The 16350-nt window shown below is 72.5% G+C and carries 17 protein-coding genes and 1 pseudogene; 13 read left to right on the top strand and 5 right to left on the bottom strand.

Annotated features, from left to right (window positions below):
* Window positions 1-258 precede the first annotated feature (258 nt).
* The 3 genes from AB0878_RS09590 to AB0878_RS09580 all read left to right on the top strand — a co-directional run bounded on the left by AB0878_RS09590 (window position 259) and on the right by AB0878_RS09580 (window position 3219).
* Window positions 259-1032 (top strand): methyltransferase domain-containing protein, encoded by a 774-nt coding sequence (locus AB0878_RS09590; RefSeq protein WP_366578206.1) that lies wholly within the window; start codon window positions 259-261, stop codon window positions 1030-1032.
* Window positions 1033-1046: 14 nt separating this feature from the next.
* Window positions 1047-1652, top strand: a complete 606-nt coding sequence (locus AB0878_RS09585) for a TetR/AcrR family transcriptional regulator (RefSeq protein WP_366578204.1) — start codon at window positions 1047-1049, stop codon at window positions 1650-1652.
* A gap of 127 nt (window positions 1653-1779) precedes the next feature.
* The gene (locus AB0878_RS09580; protein WP_366578202.1) at window positions 1780-3219 is read left to right on the top strand and encodes an MFS transporter; all 1440 of its coding nucleotides are present in this window, start codon (window positions 1780-1782) and stop codon (window positions 3217-3219) included.
* A gap of 75 nt (window positions 3220-3294) precedes the next feature.
* Here the strand turns inward: AB0878_RS09580 and AB0878_RS09575 are convergent.
* Window positions 3295-3426: pseudogene (locus AB0878_RS09575) on the bottom strand (potassium channel family protein); the annotation flags it as partial.
* 281 nt (window positions 3427-3707) lie between these two features.
* Window positions 3708-5123 carry a DUF2252 domain-containing protein gene (locus AB0878_RS09570; RefSeq protein WP_366578200.1) on the bottom strand — a complete coding sequence of 472 codons (1416 nt, stop codon included), beginning with the start codon at window positions 5121-5123 and terminating at the stop codon, window positions 3708-3710.
* A gap of 112 nt (window positions 5124-5235) precedes the next feature.
* Between AB0878_RS09570 and AB0878_RS09565 the strand changes: the two genes are divergently transcribed.
* The 9 genes from AB0878_RS09565 (at window position 5236) to AB0878_RS09525 (ending at window position 12391) form a co-directional block, all read left to right on the top strand.
* The gene (locus tag AB0878_RS09565; RefSeq protein WP_366578198.1) at window positions 5236-6570 is read left to right on the top strand and encodes a diacylglycerol kinase family protein; all 1335 of its coding nucleotides are present in this window, start codon (window positions 5236-5238) and stop codon (window positions 6568-6570) included.
* A gap of 91 nt (window positions 6571-6661) precedes the next feature.
* Complete coding sequence (locus AB0878_RS09560; protein WP_366578196.1) at window positions 6662-7111, top strand: hypothetical protein; 450 nt, start codon at window positions 6662-6664, stop codon at window positions 7109-7111.
* Window positions 7071-7784, top strand: coding sequence for an HD domain-containing protein (locus tag AB0878_RS09555; RefSeq protein ID WP_366578194.1), 714 nt, complete (start codon window positions 7071-7073; stop codon window positions 7782-7784). Before AB0878_RS09560 ends, AB0878_RS09555 begins: the two co-directional genes overlap by 41 nt.
* Window positions 7781-8272: a DUF1269 domain-containing protein gene (locus AB0878_RS09550; RefSeq protein ID WP_366578192.1), complete on the top strand. Its 492-nt coding sequence runs from the start codon at window positions 7781-7783 to the stop codon at window positions 8270-8272. The genes AB0878_RS09555 and AB0878_RS09550 overlap by 4 nt, the downstream gene beginning before the upstream one ends.
* A gap of 16 nt (window positions 8273-8288) precedes the next feature.
* Complete coding sequence (locus tag AB0878_RS09545; protein WP_366578190.1) at window positions 8289-9590, top strand: hypothetical protein; 1302 nt, start codon at window positions 8289-8291, stop codon at window positions 9588-9590.
* A gap of 12 nt (window positions 9591-9602) precedes the next feature.
* Complete coding sequence (locus AB0878_RS09540) at window positions 9603-10055, top strand: hypothetical protein (protein WP_366578188.1); 453 nt, start codon at window positions 9603-9605, stop codon at window positions 10053-10055.
* Entirely contained in the window at window positions 10039-10506 is a 468-nt protein-coding gene (locus AB0878_RS09535) for an RDD family protein (protein ID WP_366578186.1), read from the top strand. The genes AB0878_RS09540 and AB0878_RS09535 overlap by 17 nt, the downstream gene beginning before the upstream one ends.
* 161 nt (window positions 10507-10667) lie before the next feature.
* Window positions 10668-11402 carry an SDR family oxidoreductase gene (locus AB0878_RS09530; protein ID WP_366578184.1) on the top strand — a complete coding sequence of 245 codons (735 nt, stop codon included), beginning with the start codon at window positions 10668-10670 and terminating at the stop codon, window positions 11400-11402.
* 41 nt (window positions 11403-11443) lie between these two features.
* Window positions 11444-12391, top strand: coding sequence for an RNA polymerase subunit sigma-70 (locus AB0878_RS09525; protein WP_366578182.1), 948 nt, complete (start codon window positions 11444-11446; stop codon window positions 12389-12391).
* A gap of 40 nt (window positions 12392-12431) precedes the next feature.
* Here the strand turns inward: AB0878_RS09525 and AB0878_RS09520 are convergent, their stop codons facing one another.
* Entirely contained in the window at window positions 12432-12800 is a 369-nt protein-coding gene (locus AB0878_RS09520; protein ID WP_366578180.1) for a YciI family protein, read from the bottom strand.
* 168 nt (window positions 12801-12968) lie between these two features.
* Complete coding sequence (locus AB0878_RS09515) at window positions 12969-14732, bottom strand: carboxypeptidase regulatory-like domain-containing protein (RefSeq protein ID WP_366578178.1); 1764 nt, start codon at window positions 14730-14732, stop codon at window positions 12969-12971.
* A gap of 139 nt (window positions 14733-14871) precedes the next feature.
* Between AB0878_RS09515 and lexA the strand changes: the two genes are divergently transcribed.
* Window positions 14872-15525 carry a transcriptional repressor LexA gene (gene lexA, locus AB0878_RS09510; protein ID WP_364045697.1) on the top strand — a complete coding sequence of 218 codons (654 nt, stop codon included), beginning with the start codon at window positions 14872-14874 and terminating at the stop codon, window positions 15523-15525.
* Window position 15526: 1 nt separating this feature from the next.
* On the opposite strand, the gene AB0878_RS09505 is transcribed toward lexA, so the two are convergent.
* Entirely contained in the window at window positions 15527-16246 is a 720-nt protein-coding gene (locus tag AB0878_RS09505; RefSeq protein WP_366578176.1) for an SDR family NAD(P)-dependent oxidoreductase, read from the bottom strand.
* Window positions 16247-16350: the final 104 nt, after the last annotated feature.

Below are 16350 nucleotides of genomic sequence, written 5' to 3'. Positions count from 1 at the left end.
GCGCTGCTGTACACGCTGATGACGCTCGATTCGGCGCGCCGGCACTTCGCCGGCCGTGGCGCCGGGCGGAAGGGGCGGACGTACTCGTCCACTTAGGACGTTGCGCGGGTCGGACACCGGCCCAGGGTCCGGATCGAGACGCCGAATCACTGACGTGACCCAGGACTGCCCACATCGGATCGTTTGACAGGTCCTGGGGCCGCGAGTCATGATGAACACCTGTTCATGAACGTATGTTCACAACGCTGGGAGGACATCGTGACCGGGATCGTCAACACGGAGCAGGCGCAGGCGTGGAACGGCTACGAAGGTGGGCACTGGGCGGAGCACGCCGATCGCTACGACGCGGTGAACAGCGGGTTCAACGAGTTCCTGCTGGCCGCCGTGGGGCCGGGCGACGACGTGGTCGACCTCGGGTGCGGCACGGGGCAGCTGACCCGGCTCGCGGCGGCGCGGTCCGGGTCCGGGCGGGTGCTCGGCGTCGACCTGTCCGGGCCGATGCTCGCGACGGCGCGGGACCGGAGTGCGGGAAACGTGGTGTTCGAGCAGGGTGACGTGCAGGTTTACCCGTTCGAGGAGGGCTCGTTCGACGTCGCGCTGAGCCGGTTCGGGGTGATGTTCTACGCGGATCCGGTGGCGGCGTTCGCCCGGGTGCGCCGCGCGCTGCGGCCGGGTGGGCGGCTCGCGTTCGTGTGCCTGACGGAGCCGGCGGGGACCGACCTGGGGGCGGTGTTCGGCGCGCTGGCTCCGCTGCCTTCGGGCGTCGGGCCGGCGTCGCTGGCCGATCCCGCGCACACGCGTTCGGTGCTGACGGACGCCGGGTTCCGCGACGTCACGTGCACGCGCGTCGAGGCCGACCAGGTCTGGGGCCGCGACGTGGCCGACGCGGCGGAGTTCATCGCCGGCTGGGGCCCGGTCCGGCACCACGGACCGGACGCCGAAGCCGTGCTGGTGGAGGCCTTGCGCCCATTCGCCGAGCCCGGCGCCGTGCGGCTGCGGGGCGCGGCGTGGCTCGTCACCGCCGTCCGGTGAATACGATGGCCGCGATGTCACCGAGAACAGCAGCCGCCCTGCGCGACGGGGACCGCAGCCTGCGCGAGCACCTCATCGCGACGGCCGGCGCGCTCATGGCCGAGGAAGGCGCGGCGAAGCTGACGGTCCGCGCGATCGCCCGCCGCGCCGGCGTCGCGGACGGCGTGCTGTACAACCACTTCGCCGACAAGGAGGAACTCCTGGCGCACGCGCTGCGCGCCCACGTCCGCGCCGCCGAACGCGAACTCGGCGCCCTGCCCACACCCGGCGACGCCACGGTCGAAACCAACCTGCGCGCGCACCTCGCCTACGGGCTCGCCCTGCACCGCGCCATCCTGCCCACGTTCGCCGGCCTGCTCGCCCACCCGGCGGTCCTCGCGCGCTTCGCCTCCCTCACCCCCACGCACACCGAATGGCGCGACCGCCTCCTCACCTACCTCCACGCCGAACGCGACCTCGGCCGCCTCTCCCCCACCGCCCACCTCGACGCCGCGGCCGCCCTCCTGGTCGGCGCCTGCCACGAGACGGTGTTCTCGGCCCTGGTTCCCCACGCGGGCCCGCCCCAGGCCCCGTCGATCGACGCCGTGGTGGCGACGGTGCTCGAGGGCATCGGCGCCTGAGGATCACCTCGCCGCACGCGAGTCCCGCCGGTGTTGCCCCTGGTGAGAACGACGCAGTCATCCGCAACAGGTGATGCCGAGATGGCCGGGGGTTCGCAAGGTGGGGCATCGAGGAGAGGGGCGCCCGATGGCCACGGGATCGAAGAGCGTCTCCGCGTCCGCAGTGGTGCTGCCGCTCGCGCTCGGGCAGTTCATCGCGAGCTACGCGGCGACGAACATGAACGTGGCGATCAGCACGATCGCCGACGACATCGGCACATCGGTCATCAGCATCCAGACCGCGATCACGCTGTTCACGCTCACGATGGCCGCGCTGATGATCCCCGGCAGCAAGCTCACGGACTTCCTCGGCCGCAAGGTCTGTTTCATCGCGGGTCTCGTGATCTACGGCTCGGGTGCGCTGCTGTCGTCGTTCGCGCAGGGCATCGGGGTGCTGATCGTGGGGTACTCGCTGCTGGAGGGCATCGGGTCGGCGCTGCTGATCCCGCCGATCTACATCCTCGTGACGGTGGTGTTCGACGACGTGAGCGCCCGCGCGCGCAACTTCGGGATCGTGAGCGGGGCGGCGGGGCTCGGGGCGGCGGCGGGGCCGCTGCTCGGTGGTCTGATCACGAGCTACCTCGGCTGGCGGGCGTCGTTCCTCTTCCAGGTGGCCGTGATCGTGCTGATCATCTTCCTCGCCCTGCGCATCGTCGACCCGCCGCTGGCCGAGCGGCCGCCGCACTTCGACGTGTGGGGCGCCGTGCTGTCGGCGGCCGGGCTGTTCTTCGTGGTGTTCGGCGTGCTGCAGAGCTCGACCTACGGGTGGCTCAAGTCGCGGGAGGACTTCACGATCGGGGGCACGGTGGTGATCCCGAAGGGCGGCATGTCGCCGGTGTGGATCTACGTCGCGATCGGGGCCGTGCTGCTGGTGATCTTCTTCCTGCACCTGCGGCGCGTGGAGCACGCCGGACGCGCACCGTTGTTCTCGCTGAAGATCTTCCGCAGCAAGGCATCCAACCTCGGGCTCGTCACCCAGGTGCTGCAGTGGCTGGTCATGCAGGGCGCGTTCTTCGTGACATCGGTGTTCCTGCAGCAGATCCGCGGCTTCAGCGCGATCGAGACGGGACTGGTGCTCGTGCCGGCCACCATCGGCATCCTCGCCGCGTCGGCGCTCGCGGGACGGATGTCGCGGCGCCACTCGCTGCGCCGGCTGATCCGGGCCGGCTTCACCTCCACGACGCTGGGCCTGGTGCTGATGCTGGTGCTGGTCCGCGAGGACTCGAGCGTCTGGACCTTCACACCCGGGCTGCTGCTGATGGGCATCGGGATCGGCGTGATGCTGACGGCGTCGGTCAACCTCGTGCAGTCGAGCTCGCCGGAAGAGGCGCAGGGCGACATCTCCGGTGTCTCGCGCAGCGTGTCGAACCTCGGCTCGTCACTGGGCACCGCGCTGGTCGGCTCCGTGCTCGCCGGTGCGGCCGTCCCGGGCAACGGGCCGTTCGGCATCGCCCTGATCATGCTCGTGTGCCTCGGCCTCCTCGGGGTCGTCACGGCGCTGCTGATCCCGAAGCACGCCCAGCGGTAACCGCGAGCGGCTGCGCTGCACGGCCGTCAGGATCACCCGCAGCGCGACGCCGACCACCAGCAGGTTCGCGATCATCTGCACCGTGACCAGCAGGCGCGCGGCCTGCGTCACGGGCACGATGTCGCCGAACCCGACCGTCGCGAACACCGTGACCACGAAGTACAGCGAATCGGTGCGGTTCAGCGGCGCGCTGAAGCTCTGCGGCACGTTGTACTGCAGCACGTAGTAGACGTTGGCGAACACCAGCAGGAACAGCGGCACCACCAGCGCCAGCGCCTGGATGCCCTGCAACGCCGGGCGCGCGGAGCGCAGGATCGCGCGCGCTTCGACCACCACCAGGACCACGACCAGCGTCACCCCGACGACGAGCCCCACGACCGTCCACGCGTCGAGCTGCCGGTTCACCGGGAGCAGGTAGTACACGGCGATGAGCGTCGCCACCGTCAGCACGGGACGCAGCACACCCGGGCCGAGCAGCTGCCGCGCCTTCACCGCCCCGACTCGGCCTTGACCGCACCGGTCTTGATGGCCTTGGTCAGCTCCGTGTGGTCCTTCTCGTTCTGGTCGGCGTAGTCGTGCGTGAACTCGGCGATCGCGTGGTCGAACGAGTCACCGGAACCGACGTAGGCGCCGATCGCCACGCTGTCGCCGGTGCGGGCGTGGGCGCGCGCGAGCGTCCACGCGCACAGCATGCCGTAGGTGCGCAGGTCGCGCGGGTCCATCGACTCGACGTTGGCCGAGCCCTTCCAGTCGCGCAGCTGGCGCAGGTAGAAGTCGCGCGGGCGTTCGTCGACACCGGTCACGTGGACCCAGCCGAGGAAGATGTCGCTCACCGTCTGCATCAGCCGCTGGCCCACGACCACGCGGCGCCCGGAGTTGTCGTAGTCGCTGGCCCCGGCGAACTCCTCCAGCACCGACGGGCCGGCTTCCTTCGCCTGCAGGAACAACGGGTCGCGGTCGTCGTTGCCGAGCAGCAGCACCATCCAGCACCGGGTGCCGACACTGCCGACGCCCACGACCTTGTGCGCCATGTCCACGATCCGGTAGCGGTCCAGCAGCACGCGCCGCTCGGGTTCCAGCGTGGCGCGGTAGGCCTTCAGGATCGAGCCCATCTGGTTGCGCACCTCGTCGGCGGCCTCCTTGGTGGGCGCCAGCTCTTCGAGGGGCAGCACGATCGGCGGGTCGGGCTTGATCTGCACCGTGCCGTCGGTGACCGACGTGAAGCGACGCAGGGCGCCGAGATTGTCGTGCGCCTGAGCCGAGGCCATGCCCTTCGCGATCATCCGGCGCCGGTGCCCGCCCAGGCGATCGGCGTACAAGGCCTCGACCTGATCGACATCGGCGTGGGCGTACCAGACATCGAGCGCGGTGCGCTCGCCGAAGTCCCGCATCGCCTTGCGGTACTGCGCGATCGTCGCGAGCACCACGCCGCGGCACTGGCGGGCGGAAAACCCGTTGTCCCGGCTCGCGATCTCGAGGCTCGCCGCGAGGCGCTTCACGTCCCACTCCCACGGGCCGGGCAGGGTCTCGTCGAAGTCGTTGATGTCGAATACGAGCTTGCGTTCCGGCGAGGCGAACACGCCGAAGTTCATCAGGTGCGCGTCGCCGCACGCCTGCACCCGCAGCCCGCTGACCGGCGTGCCGGACAGGTCGCTCGCCATCGGCAGCGCGGCACCGCGGAAGTAGGTGAACGGCGACACCGCCATGCGCCCGTAGCGGATCGGCAGCAGATCCTTGACGCGCGTCTCGTCTTGGCGTGCGAGCAGTTCCAGCGGACCCGGGCGGCCACGTTCTCTCGTGAACCCGGCGTGGCTCGACCGCGGAGCGGCCGCGCGGGCCGCCTTGCCCCGGGCGATCCGGTCTTCCCGGGATTCGACCGTCGAACGTCGTGAGGTGAGCACCATCGGGGCAGCTTCGCGCTCGGGCGAGCGCCTTTCCTCCCCCGCACGGGGTGAGACGAGGCATCATCCGGACGGGGTGACGACACGGGGCCGTCCGCCCACGCAGGGTCGGCGCATGACCGGCCCTGCTCCGTCGCTCGCCCGGCGCGCGTGCGCGCTCGGCGCCCTCCTCGCGCTGGCCGCCGCGGTCGTGGTGGCGGTGCTCGCCGCGGTCCGCAGCCCGGGGCAGCTGGTGCTCGGCGTGGTGCTGCTGGTGATCGCCACGATCGCGGCCTGGGCGGCGCTGGTCCGCCACGGGTTCGCGCGGATCGTGCTCGCGGTCGTGGCGGTCCTCGCGCTCGCCGCGATCGCCCTGCTGCCGGACCTGCGCACGTTGGTGGTGCTGCTTCTGGTCCTCGGGCTGATGGTGCTCGCGGCACTGGCGGCGCGGGTGGCGATCGGCCACGACCTGGCCCGGCCGGCACAGGCCGACCGTGTCGGGCCCGCGCGCCACGGCGTGCTGCTGATGAACCCGCGCTCCGGCGGCGGGAAGGTGGCGCAGTTCGACCTCGAACGCAAGGCGCGCGAACGCGGCGTCACCCCCGTGGTGCTGCGCCGCGGCGATGACCTTCGGGCGCTCGCCGAAGAGGCCGCCCAGCACGCGGACGTGATCGGGATGGCCGGCGGCGACGGCTCCCAGGCGCTGGTCGCCGACGTCGCGCGCCGCCACGGCCTGCCGTACGTCTGCGTGCCCGCCGGCACCCGCAACCACTTCGCCCTCGACCTCGGGCTCGACCGCGAGAACGTGACCGCCGCCCTAGACGCGTACGGCGAAGCGGCCGAGCACCGCATCGACCTCGCGCTGATCGGCGACCGGGTGTTCGTGAACAACGCCTCGCTCGGCGTCTACGCCACCGTGGTCCAGTCACCGGGCTACCGCGACGCCAAGGTGTCGACGGTCGCCGGCCAGCTGCCGCAGCTGCTAGGCCCGGAGTCCGAGCACTTCGACCTCCAGTACCGCGTGCCCGGTGACGAAGACCGCCCGCCGGCCGACATCGTGCTCGTGTCCAACGGCGCCTACCGCCTCGACCGCCTCAGCGGCTTCGGCTCGCGCGAACGGCTCGACAGCGGCTCGCTCGGCATCGTCACCGTGAACGTCGACCGCGCGCGCGACCTGCCGGCGCTGATCACCGCCGAGCTCACGGGCCAGCTCGCCCGCTACCCCGGCTACCACGAGTGGCAGACCGAGGAGTTCGTGGTGAGCTCGGGACAGTCCCTTGTGGACATCGGCGTCGACGGTGAGGCGCTTCGGCTGGAACCACCGCTGCGGTTCCGCACCCTGCCCGGCGCGCTGCGCGTCCGCGTGCCGCTGGACGCGCCCGGCGTCGCCCCCGCCGCGGCCGCGCCCCACGGCATGGGCGAGGCGTTGCGCGTGCTGTTCCGCGTGCTCGCCGGACGGCCGGCCCGCTGACGTCCGGAATGGACGGTTTCATCCGCACGGGGCGAAGCGCCCGCGAGCCCGGCCGTCGAGGATGTCCGCGGCCAGGAGAAGGGACCCGATCATGAGCGATCACGCTGTGCGCCCGGACGCACCCGCGCAGGAGTCCACCGACGAGGAGTCCGGCTGGGCCCGCTGGATCTTCTTCGGTGCCACGATGATGCTCCTGCTCGGGAGCTTCACCCTGGTCGAAGGGCTCACGGCGCTGCTCGACCCGCAGTACTACGCCGTGACCGCGCACGGGACCCTGCTGTTCGACCTCACCGGCTGGGGCTGGGTGCACCTGGTGCTGGGCGTGGCCGCGGTGGTGACGGGGCTCGGGCTGTTCGCGCGGGCGAGCTGGGCCCGGTACCCCGGTATCGCGATCGCCGGGCTCAGCGCCTTGGCGCACCTGACTTTCCTGCCCGCCGCGCCGTTCTGGGCGCTCATCGTGCTCACCCTCGACGTGCTCGTCATCTGGGCGCTGGTCGTACATGCCTCCGACGCACTCCAGCCCCGTCACAGCCGCCGCTGAACCGGCGACGCGCCCCCAAGGCGCGCTGACCGCGTGGGCCTGGGGCCTCGCGCAGCGCCACCTTTCGCGCGAGCTGCCGCGAAGGTGGGAGCACGTGCGGGGCGTCGCGAAGTGCGGGCGGCAGATCGGGCCGAGCCTGCTGTCCGCCGACGAGGAGGAGCTGCTTGTCGCGGCCGCGCTGGTGCACGACATCGGCTACGCACCCGGCCTCGTCGTCACCGGCTACCACCCGCTCGACGGCGCCCGGTTCCTCGTCGCGGTGGCGGCACCGCCCCGGCTGGTGAACCTCGTGGCCCAGCACTCGGCCGCCGCGTTCATCGCAGAGGAGCGCGGGCTCGCGGCCGACCTCGCCCGCTACCCGGACGAGCGCACCGTGCTGCGCGACGCCCTGTGGTTCTGCGACATGCGGACGGCCCCGGACGGCCGCCCGACCGACTTCGCCGAACGCATCGCGAGCATCCGCGCCCGCCACGGCCCCGGCTCACCCCTCGTGCGCGCGCTCGACGCCGGCGCGCAGGCCGCCCGGCACGACGCGGTCCGGCGCACCGAGCTGCGGCTCGGTGCCGCGGCGGTGCGGCGGCGGGTCTCACCCCGCAGGGGCGAGGCGGACGGGGCCGTGCGGGGCGACGGTGGCGTCGGCGCAGCCCGCGAACCCGACAGGAGAGCACGATGACGACGCTGACGGTGTGGAAGTTCGACAGCCCCGACGGAGCCGACAACGCGGTGGACACCCTCCGGAGCCTGGCCAAGCAGGAACTGATCTCGATCCACGACGCGGCCACCGTGTCGTGGAAACCCGACGCCAAGAAGCCGAAGACCCGTCAGCTGCGCAACCTCACCGCCGGCGGAGCGATGAGCGGGATGTTCTGGGGCATGCTCTTCGGCCTGATCTTCCTGGTGCCGCTGCTCGGTGCCGCCATCGGCGCGGCCACCGGGGCGCTCGCCGGCTCGCTGACCGACGTCGGCATCGACGACGACTTCATCAAGTCCGTGCGCGACAAGATCACGCCCGGCACCTCGGCCTTGTTCCTGATGTCCAGCGACGCGGTGGTCGACAAGGTCAAGGCCGCGATCGAGGCCGGCGGCCACAAGCCGGAGCTGCTGCAGTCCAACCTGTCCGCGGAGCAGGAAGCCGCGCTGCGGGAAATGATGTCGAGCTGAGCGGACCGGACCGGTCATGTCGGAGAGCACGGAACACCGCATCGAGCCGACCGCCGACGAGCGGGCCGAGCTGGAACAGCTGCGGCTCGAGGTAGCGCGGCTGCGGGCCACGCGCGAACGTCGCCGCGTCAGCTGGCGGCCGATCGTGTCCTCGATCCTCATCGTGATCGGCTGCATCCTCGCCCCGCTCGCGCTCGCGTCGGTGTGGGTGCACAACCAGATTTCCGACACCGACCGGTTCACCGCCACGATGAGCCCGCTGATCCGCGACCCGGCGGTGCAGGCCGCCGTGACCGACCGGGTCACCGAGGCGATCTTCACCAACGTCAACGTGCAGGCCATCGCGACCGACGCCGTCCGCGCGCTCGCGGCCCAGGGCGTCCCGCCGGCCGTCACCGACCGGCTGGAGGACCTGACCGGTCCGCTCGCGTCGGGCGTGCAGAGCTTCGTGCACGGCCGCGTCGCGACCCTCGTGGCGAGTGACCAGATCGCGCAGACGTGGGACCGCGTGATCCGCGTGGCCCACGAGCAGGCGGTGGCGGTGCTCGACGGATCGGCCTCGGCCATCGCGATCCAGGGTGACAAGGTCGTGCTCGACCTGGCGCCGTTCATCGACGTCGCCAAGCAGCAGCTCGCCGCCGACGGGCTCACCATCGTCAACCGCATCCCCGAAGTCCACCCGACGATCGCGGTCGCCGACGCGGCCGGCCTGGTGAAAGCGCGGTCCTGGTACACCGCCTCGGACCGGCTCGCCACGTGGCTGCCGTGGATCGCGATCGTCCTGCTCGCCGCGGGCGTCTACGTCGCCAAGCACAAACGGCGGGCGCTCATCGGCGCCGCGCTCGGGTTCGCCTTCAGCATGCTGGTCCTCGCCATCGGGCTCGCGATCGGGCGCACCATCGTCGTCGACGCGGTCCCGAGCCGCTCGGCGGCGCCCGTCTCGGCGGCGTTCGACATCGTGCTGCGCTTCCTGCGCGACGGTCTGAGAACGCTGTTCGCGGTCGGGATCGTCGTGGCGCTCGGGGCCTTCCTCGCCGGTCCTTCGTCGACCGCCGTGCACATCCGCCAGGGTGTGGTCAAGGGACTGTCGTGGCTGCGCTCGCGCAGCGGCCTGCGCGCCACCGGTCTCGGCAAGTGGGTGCACTCCTACCGCGTGGCCCTGCGCGCCGGTGCCGTCGCGATCGCCGTGCTCGTGTTCCTGTTCCTCGACCGGCCGAGCGGGCTCGCGGTGCTGCTGATCGCGCTCGTACTGCTGGTGGTCCTCGCCGTGATCCAGTTCCTCGACGCCCCCGGCGACCGGCCGGCGGCGACCGGCTGAAAGGGGACGGTCGTGAACGACGAGCCCGACCGCGTCGGTGCGGTGCTGGGGCTGGGCGCGGTGGCGCTCAAGGCCGGCTGGTGGGCGTCGACGCCCCTGCGGCGGGCGGGCTGGGCCGTGCTGACGGCCGCCGTGCCCGAGGACGTGGCGCGCCGCGCGGTGCGGGACGTGGTGACCGCGGCCGCCGCGGCCGTGCTCGACGCGGTGGATCTGCCGAAGCTGGTCGGCGAGCACGTGGACGTCGACGCCGTGCTCGCGGAGATCGACGTGGCGGGCGTGGTGTCCACACTGGACTTCGGTGACCTCGTGGCCGCGATGGACCTGCCCGAGGTCGTGCGTCAGTCGACTGGAACCGTTGCGGGGGAAGCGATCCGGGGCGTCCGCGGAGCCGGGGTGAACGCCGACGACGCCGTGGCCCGCGCGGTCGGCCGCGTGCTGCGGCGCCGTGGTGACCGGCCCGCCTGAGGGGCCGGCGGGCATCGTCACGCGCCTGATCGCCGCGGTGATCGACGCGGCCGTGACCGGGCTGATCACGGTCGGCGGCTACTTCGCGGTGGTGGCAGCGCTGTTCGCGGCCTCGCCGCTGTCGTTCCGGTGGCCCGCGGCACCGCCGGCACTGGCCGGCGGGATCTCCGTGGCCGTCGCGATCGCGTACCTCACCGTCGGCTGGGCCACCATCGGCCGCAGCTACGGCGACGCCCTGCTCGGCCTCCGCGTGCTGGGCCGCGGCCGGCGCCTGGGCTGGGCGCGCGCCGCGGCTCGCGCGCTGTTCTGCGTCGTCTTCCCGGTCGGGCTGCTGTGGGCGATCGTCAGCCCGCACCGCCGGTCCCTGCAGGACGTCGTCCTCCGGACGACGGTCGTCTACGACTGGCACACGGACGGCGGAGCGCAGGTGTCCACAAAGGACGCCGTATAGGTCGTTATACGATCCGGTGACCGAAAGGTGCCACGCCCCGCACCGGGCCGTCTGCACCGCTGAGCTGAGTGTGACCCAAGACACAGCGGAGGGCCGACGGTTTTCGCGGCGCCGCGAGGTCTTGATGCGGACCGATTTCCCTCACCACCCGGGAGTGTCCGATGTCTTTCCAGACCGCCGTCGTCACCGGAGCCGGCCGTGGGTTCGGGCGGGCGATCGCCGTCGCGCTCGTGGCCGCCGGCACGCGCGTCGTCGGGATCGCGCGCACCGAAGAAGATCTGCGCGCCGTCCGCGACGAGGCCGGGGAGCTCTTCACGCCCCTGGCCGCCGACGCGACCGACGAAACGCTGGCCGCGGCCGTGCTCCGCGACCACCGTCCCGACCTGCTCGTGCTGAACGCCGGCGCCACGCCGCACATGGCGCCGGTGCAGGAGCAGACCTGGGAAACCTTCAGCCGCAACTGGCACACCGACACGCGGCACGTCTTCGAGTGGACGCGCGCGGCGTTGCGCCAGCCGCTCGCGCCCGGCGGCGTGGTCGTGTCGATGTCGAGCGGTGCGGCGCTGGCCGGGTCGCCGCTCAGCGGTGGGTACGCGAGCGCCAAGGCCGCGGTCCGCTACCTGCGCGGCTACGCAGCCGACGAAGCCGAGCGCGCCGGGCTCGGCCTGCGGTTCCTGACGCTGCTCCCCCAGCTCACGCCGACGGCCGGGGTGGGCTCGGCCGGCGTCACCGCCTACGCGGCCCGCCAGGGCGTGGCGCGCGACGCGTTCGTCGAGGGTCTGCAGCCGGTGCTCACCCCGGAGCAGGTGGCCAAGGCCGTGATGGACCTGGCGGCCGATGAGACCGCGGCGCCGGAGCACGTGGTCGGCGGCGCCGGCGTGCGCGCGCTGCCGTGAGCGGCCTCTACAGTGGACTCCTGCGCACCACGGGAGAGCCCATGCCGTCGAACGCCGAGTTCAGCGCGCTGACCGAGCCGTTCCGGCCGGAGCTGCTCGCCCACTGCTACCGGCTGCTGGGTTCGATCCACGACGCCGAGGATCTCGTGCAGGAGACGTACCTGCGGGCGTGGCGCGGGTTCGGCGGGTTCGAGGGCCGGTCGTCGGTGCGGCGCTGGCTGTACAAGATCGCCACCACCGCCTGCCTCACGGCGCTGGCGACCCGGGCCCGGCGGCCGCTGCCGTCGGGCCTGGGCGCGCCGTCCGACGACCACCGGGTGCCCGTCGCCTCGCGGGAGCCCGCGGTCGCGTGGCTCCAGCCGGCCCCCGAGTTCGGGGCCGGCGACCCGGCCGTGGCCGCCGCCGCGCGGGCCGGGGTGCGGCTCGCGTTCATCGCCGCGCTGCAGCTGCTGCCCGCGCGGCAGCGGGCCGTGCTGACGTTGCGCGACGTGCTCGCCTTCCCCGCGGCCGAGGTCGCCGAGCTGCTCGACACGACCACGGCGGCCGTCGACAGCGCCCTGCGCCGCGCGCGGACCCACCTCGCCGAGGCCGGACCGATCGAGAACGAGATGACCGAACCGACCGGCGAGACCGACCGGGCGCTGCTCGAGGACTACGTGGCCGCGTTCACCCGCGCCGACGCCGAAGCGCTGGTCCGGCTCCTGCGCGCCGACGTCGAGCTGGAGATGCCGCCCATCCCGACGTGGTTCACCGGCCGCGACGCCGTCGCGGGGTTCCTCGCCGCGCGCGTGCTGCGCCCTGGCCGCTGGCGGATGACGCCCACCCGCGCCAACGGCCAGCCCGCCCTCGTCGTGCACCACCGCACCGACGACGGGCGCGACCAGCCGTACGGCGTGCAGGTCCTGACCGTCCGCGGTGGGCGCATCGCCCGCATCACGTCGTTCAACGACCCGGCGCTGGTGCCGGTGTTCGCGCCTTCGTACCGGTGACCCGGCCGGTCCGCCCACCGCGGGCGGACCGGCCGGGACGTCACGCGCTGGGCAGCTCGTCGAACTCGACGACCTGGCGCACCTCGACCTCGATCTCGTCGTCGAAGAGCGCCGCGTAGGTCTTCGCGTACTCCACGGCTTCCTCGCGGTTCGCGAAGTTCAGCAGCGCGAAGCCCCCGATGACCTCCTTGGCCTCGGTGAACGGGCCGTCGGTGGCCTTGATGGCGCCGCCGCGCGTCTTGCGCACGAGCGCGCCCTTCTCCGACGGGTGGACGCCCTCCGCCGTGATCAGGATGCCCTTCTCCGCCGAGTCCTGGATGAACTCGCCCATCTTCGCGATGAACTCCTGGCTGGGGTTCCACGCCGAAGAGTCGCTCTCCGACAGCCGGTGCATCATGAGAAACCGCATGTCCGCTCCTTTGTCCCTCGGGCCGGGATCCGGATTCTTCCCGGAAGCGCTGACCGGCCCACACCGACGCGTCGAACGGCCCCGCGCACGATTCGACAAACCGATCGGGAAGATTTTCGACGACCCCGGGGCGGGGGACCAGCCGAGCCCGGTCCCCCGCCCCGAACGTCACGAAACCGCAGGTACGCGCAGGTCGATCCCGCCCGTTTCGCGGCCGGTCACCACGGGCACGGGCCGCGGGTACTCGAGCGGACCCTGGCTGCCGTGCCACCACTCGATCCGCACGTCCTGCGTGGCCAGCCCGGGCAGCGTGTACTGGCCGGCGCCGGTCACGAGCCCGTCGGGACCGACCGGGTCACCCGTGCGGGTGTTGTAGGCGTTCACTGCGACCCACTGCATCGGGAGCGTCGCGTCGAGCACCTTCCCGGTGATCCTGCCCGCCGGCTTCAGCGCGGCGTCGAGCGTGGTCGCGGCCCCCGCCGTGACGTGCACGGGCCGGGCCGAGAACCGATCGGACGCGCCGCCGGACCACTGCCACGCGTGGGCGCCGGTCAGGTCGGGGAACTGCACGCGCCAGTCGTAGGGCCCGAGCCCGCCGATCGTGTACCGGCCCTCGGTGTAGGTGCACTGCACGCCCCACGGGTGGTTGTAACCCGACCACGCGGCCGTGACCCCCGGGCAGACCTCGGCGACCGGTGCGCCCGTCGCGGCGTCGGTGACCTTGCCGGTGATCGAGCCCGCCGCGTCGAACTTCACCCGCACGTCGGTCGTCTGCCCGGGCTTGATCTCGAACCAGGTCGCCTTCTCGACGTCACCCGTGCCGCCCCGCGCGCCGACCCACTGGCTGCCGTGCGCGCCGTCGCCGCCCGCGACGTTCCCGGGCACCGCGAAGAACCGGTACTTGCCCGGCCACAGGAAGTCGAGGTCGAGCTTGCCCGTGCCGAAGGCGCACGACATGTTGTCCGGCGACACCGACCCGTGCTGGGTCGGGTCGACGATCGCCAGGCAGGCGTCGCCGACCGGCGCGCCGGTGGCGGCGTCGGTGAAGCTGACCGACACTTTCGCCCGCTGCAGCAGCTTCGACGCGAGCTCGGTCGTCTCGTCGGCGCGGACGTCGGCGTTGATCACGTCGTCGAGGTGGCCCTCGGCGGTGATGCGGAACTGGTAGGTGCCGGCGCGCAGCACCGGGAAGCGCACCTTGCCCGCCGAGTCCGCGCACGCGTTGGCCCACTGGCCCACCCCGGTCGCGGACACGCACGCCCCTGGCAGCGGCCGGCGGGTCGCGTCGTCGGTCACGGTGAGCTCGGCCGAACCCGCCGGCAGCGCCGTCTCGTCGACGACGGTGTCCGCGCCGGCGGTCACCTCGACGAGCTTCGCCTGGTACGGATCGGTCTGCCGCGGATACCACTGCTCGGCGTTTTCGGGCCAGTAGTAGCGGAGTTTGTACTTGCCGGTCTTCACGTGGTCGAAGCGGTACCCGCCGCCGGCATCGGTGACCGTGCGGGCGACGTCGTTGCCGTTCGGGTCGGCGAGCTGCACGGCGGCGCCGGTGACCGGCCGGCCGGGGCCGCGCCCGAACGTGCCGGCCAGGCCGCCGTATTCGTACGGTGCCAGGGCGACCGGCACGGTGCCCGGCGAGGTCACCGGGTCGGTGACCTTGGTGTCGTACTCGGTGGCCATGACCTCGAGCGTGTACTGGCCCGGCCGCAGCGAAACGTCGTAGTGGCCCGCGTCGTCGGTGCCGGCCCCCGTGATCCCGGCCCCGCTGCTGTCGTGCACCTGCACCCACGCGCCGCGCACCGGGGCGCCGGTCCGGGCGTCGGTGACGACGCCGTCGATCCCCTTCTCCGACGCGACCGCGGGCGCGGCCGTCCCCACCAGCACCAGTGCCGCGCTCGCCACCGCGAGCACCAGAGATCTTCGTCTGTGCACGATTTCCCCCTCCGTGGACGTTCGGTCGCTTTCCTCACGCACGACCGGTCCGGACGGTTGCTTCCCCGGCCGGGCGAACTTCGCCGACGCACCGGACCGGTCACCGGTGGGCGGGGCGGCTACCTCTACGATTCGGCGGGTGACCACCTACGACGACACCTTCGACCATCTCGACGCCTCGTCCCTGCCACTTCGCCAGCAGCAGATCCTGGTCACGATCCGGGACTGGGTGGTCCGCCACGGATACGCGCCGAGCAGCCGCGAGATCGGCGAGGCCGTGGGACTGCGGTCGTCCTCGTCGGTGTCGAAGCACCTGGCGAGCCTGGAGGACAAGGGTTACCTGCGGCGCAGCAGCTCGATGTCGCGGCCGATCGACGTGCGCGCGTTCCTCGGCACGGCCGAGCCGCAGCAGGGTGAGGACTCCGTGGCGGTGCCGGTCGTCGGCCACATCGCCGCCGGCACGCCGATCTCGGCCGAGGAGCACCTCGACGAGATGCTGCAGCTGCCGCGCGGGCTCACCGGCCGCGGCAACGTCTTCGGCCTGCGCGTGCGCGGCGACTCGATGATCGACGCCGCGATCTGCGACGGCGACATCGTGGTGGTGCGCCAGCAATCGGAGGCGCACTCGGGTCAGATCGTCGCCGCGATGATCGACGAAGAGGCGACCGTGAAGGTCTACCGGCGCCGCAACGGCCACGTGTACCTCGAACCCCGCAACCCGGCCTACGACGTGATCGACGGCGACCGGGCCGTGGTGCTGGGCACCGTCGTGTCGGTGCTGCGCAGCATGTGAGTCAGCGCATGAACAGGCCGCCGTTGATGTCGAAGGTGGCCCCGGTGATGTACCCGGTGTTCTCGCCGCACAGGTAGGCGACGAGGTCCGCGACCTCCCCGGCCCGCCCGAACCGGCCCACGGGGATCGCGGCCTCGGCGGCTTCGAGCTGTCCGGCGTCCATCTCGTCCATCACCGGCGTGCGTGTCGCCGCGGGCGCCACGGCGTTCACCGTGACGCCCGAGGCCGCGAGCTCTTTCGCGAACACCTTGGTGAGCACCAGAACCCCGGCCTTCGACGATGCGTAGTGCGCCCCCGCCACCAGCCCGCCCTGCTGCCCCGCCAGCGACGCGAGGTTGACCACGCGGCCCCACCCGCGCTCGCGCATCGCCGGCGCGAGCTCGCGCGTGAGCAGGAAAACGCCGCGCAGGTTGGTCGCGAGCACGTCGTCCCACTCGGCCACGTCGATGTCCCACACCGACCGGCTCTGCGTGCGGGCCGCGTTGTTCACCAGGATCTCCGGCACGCCGAACTCGTGCCGCACCTGCTCGGCGACGGACCGCACGGCGGCCGGGTCGCGGACGTCGACGGCGAACGCACGCGCAGCCGTGCCGGAGGCGTCGAGCTCCCGTGCCTTCGCCGCCGCGCTGCCGGCGTCGAGGTCGAGCAGCGCGACGCGGTGGCCGAGCCCGTGCAGCCGTTCCGCGACGGCCGCCCCGATCCCGCGCCCGGCCCCGGTCACGACGGCGGTCCTGCGAGTGTCCACTGTGTCCTCTCGGGAGTCGGGTCGTCGGCGTCGCGCATCCGTTGCGCGGCAGGGACCATCCTGCCCGAGATCCGCCACCG

Origin of the sequence: Amycolatopsis sp. NPDC047767, assembly GCF_040704195.1 — a bacterium.
GTDB lineage: Bacteria > Actinomycetota > Actinomycetes > Mycobacteriales > Pseudonocardiaceae > Amycolatopsis.
The sequence above is the reverse complement of the archived record's forward strand: the minus strand, read 5'-3'. Positions and strand labels throughout refer to the sequence as shown.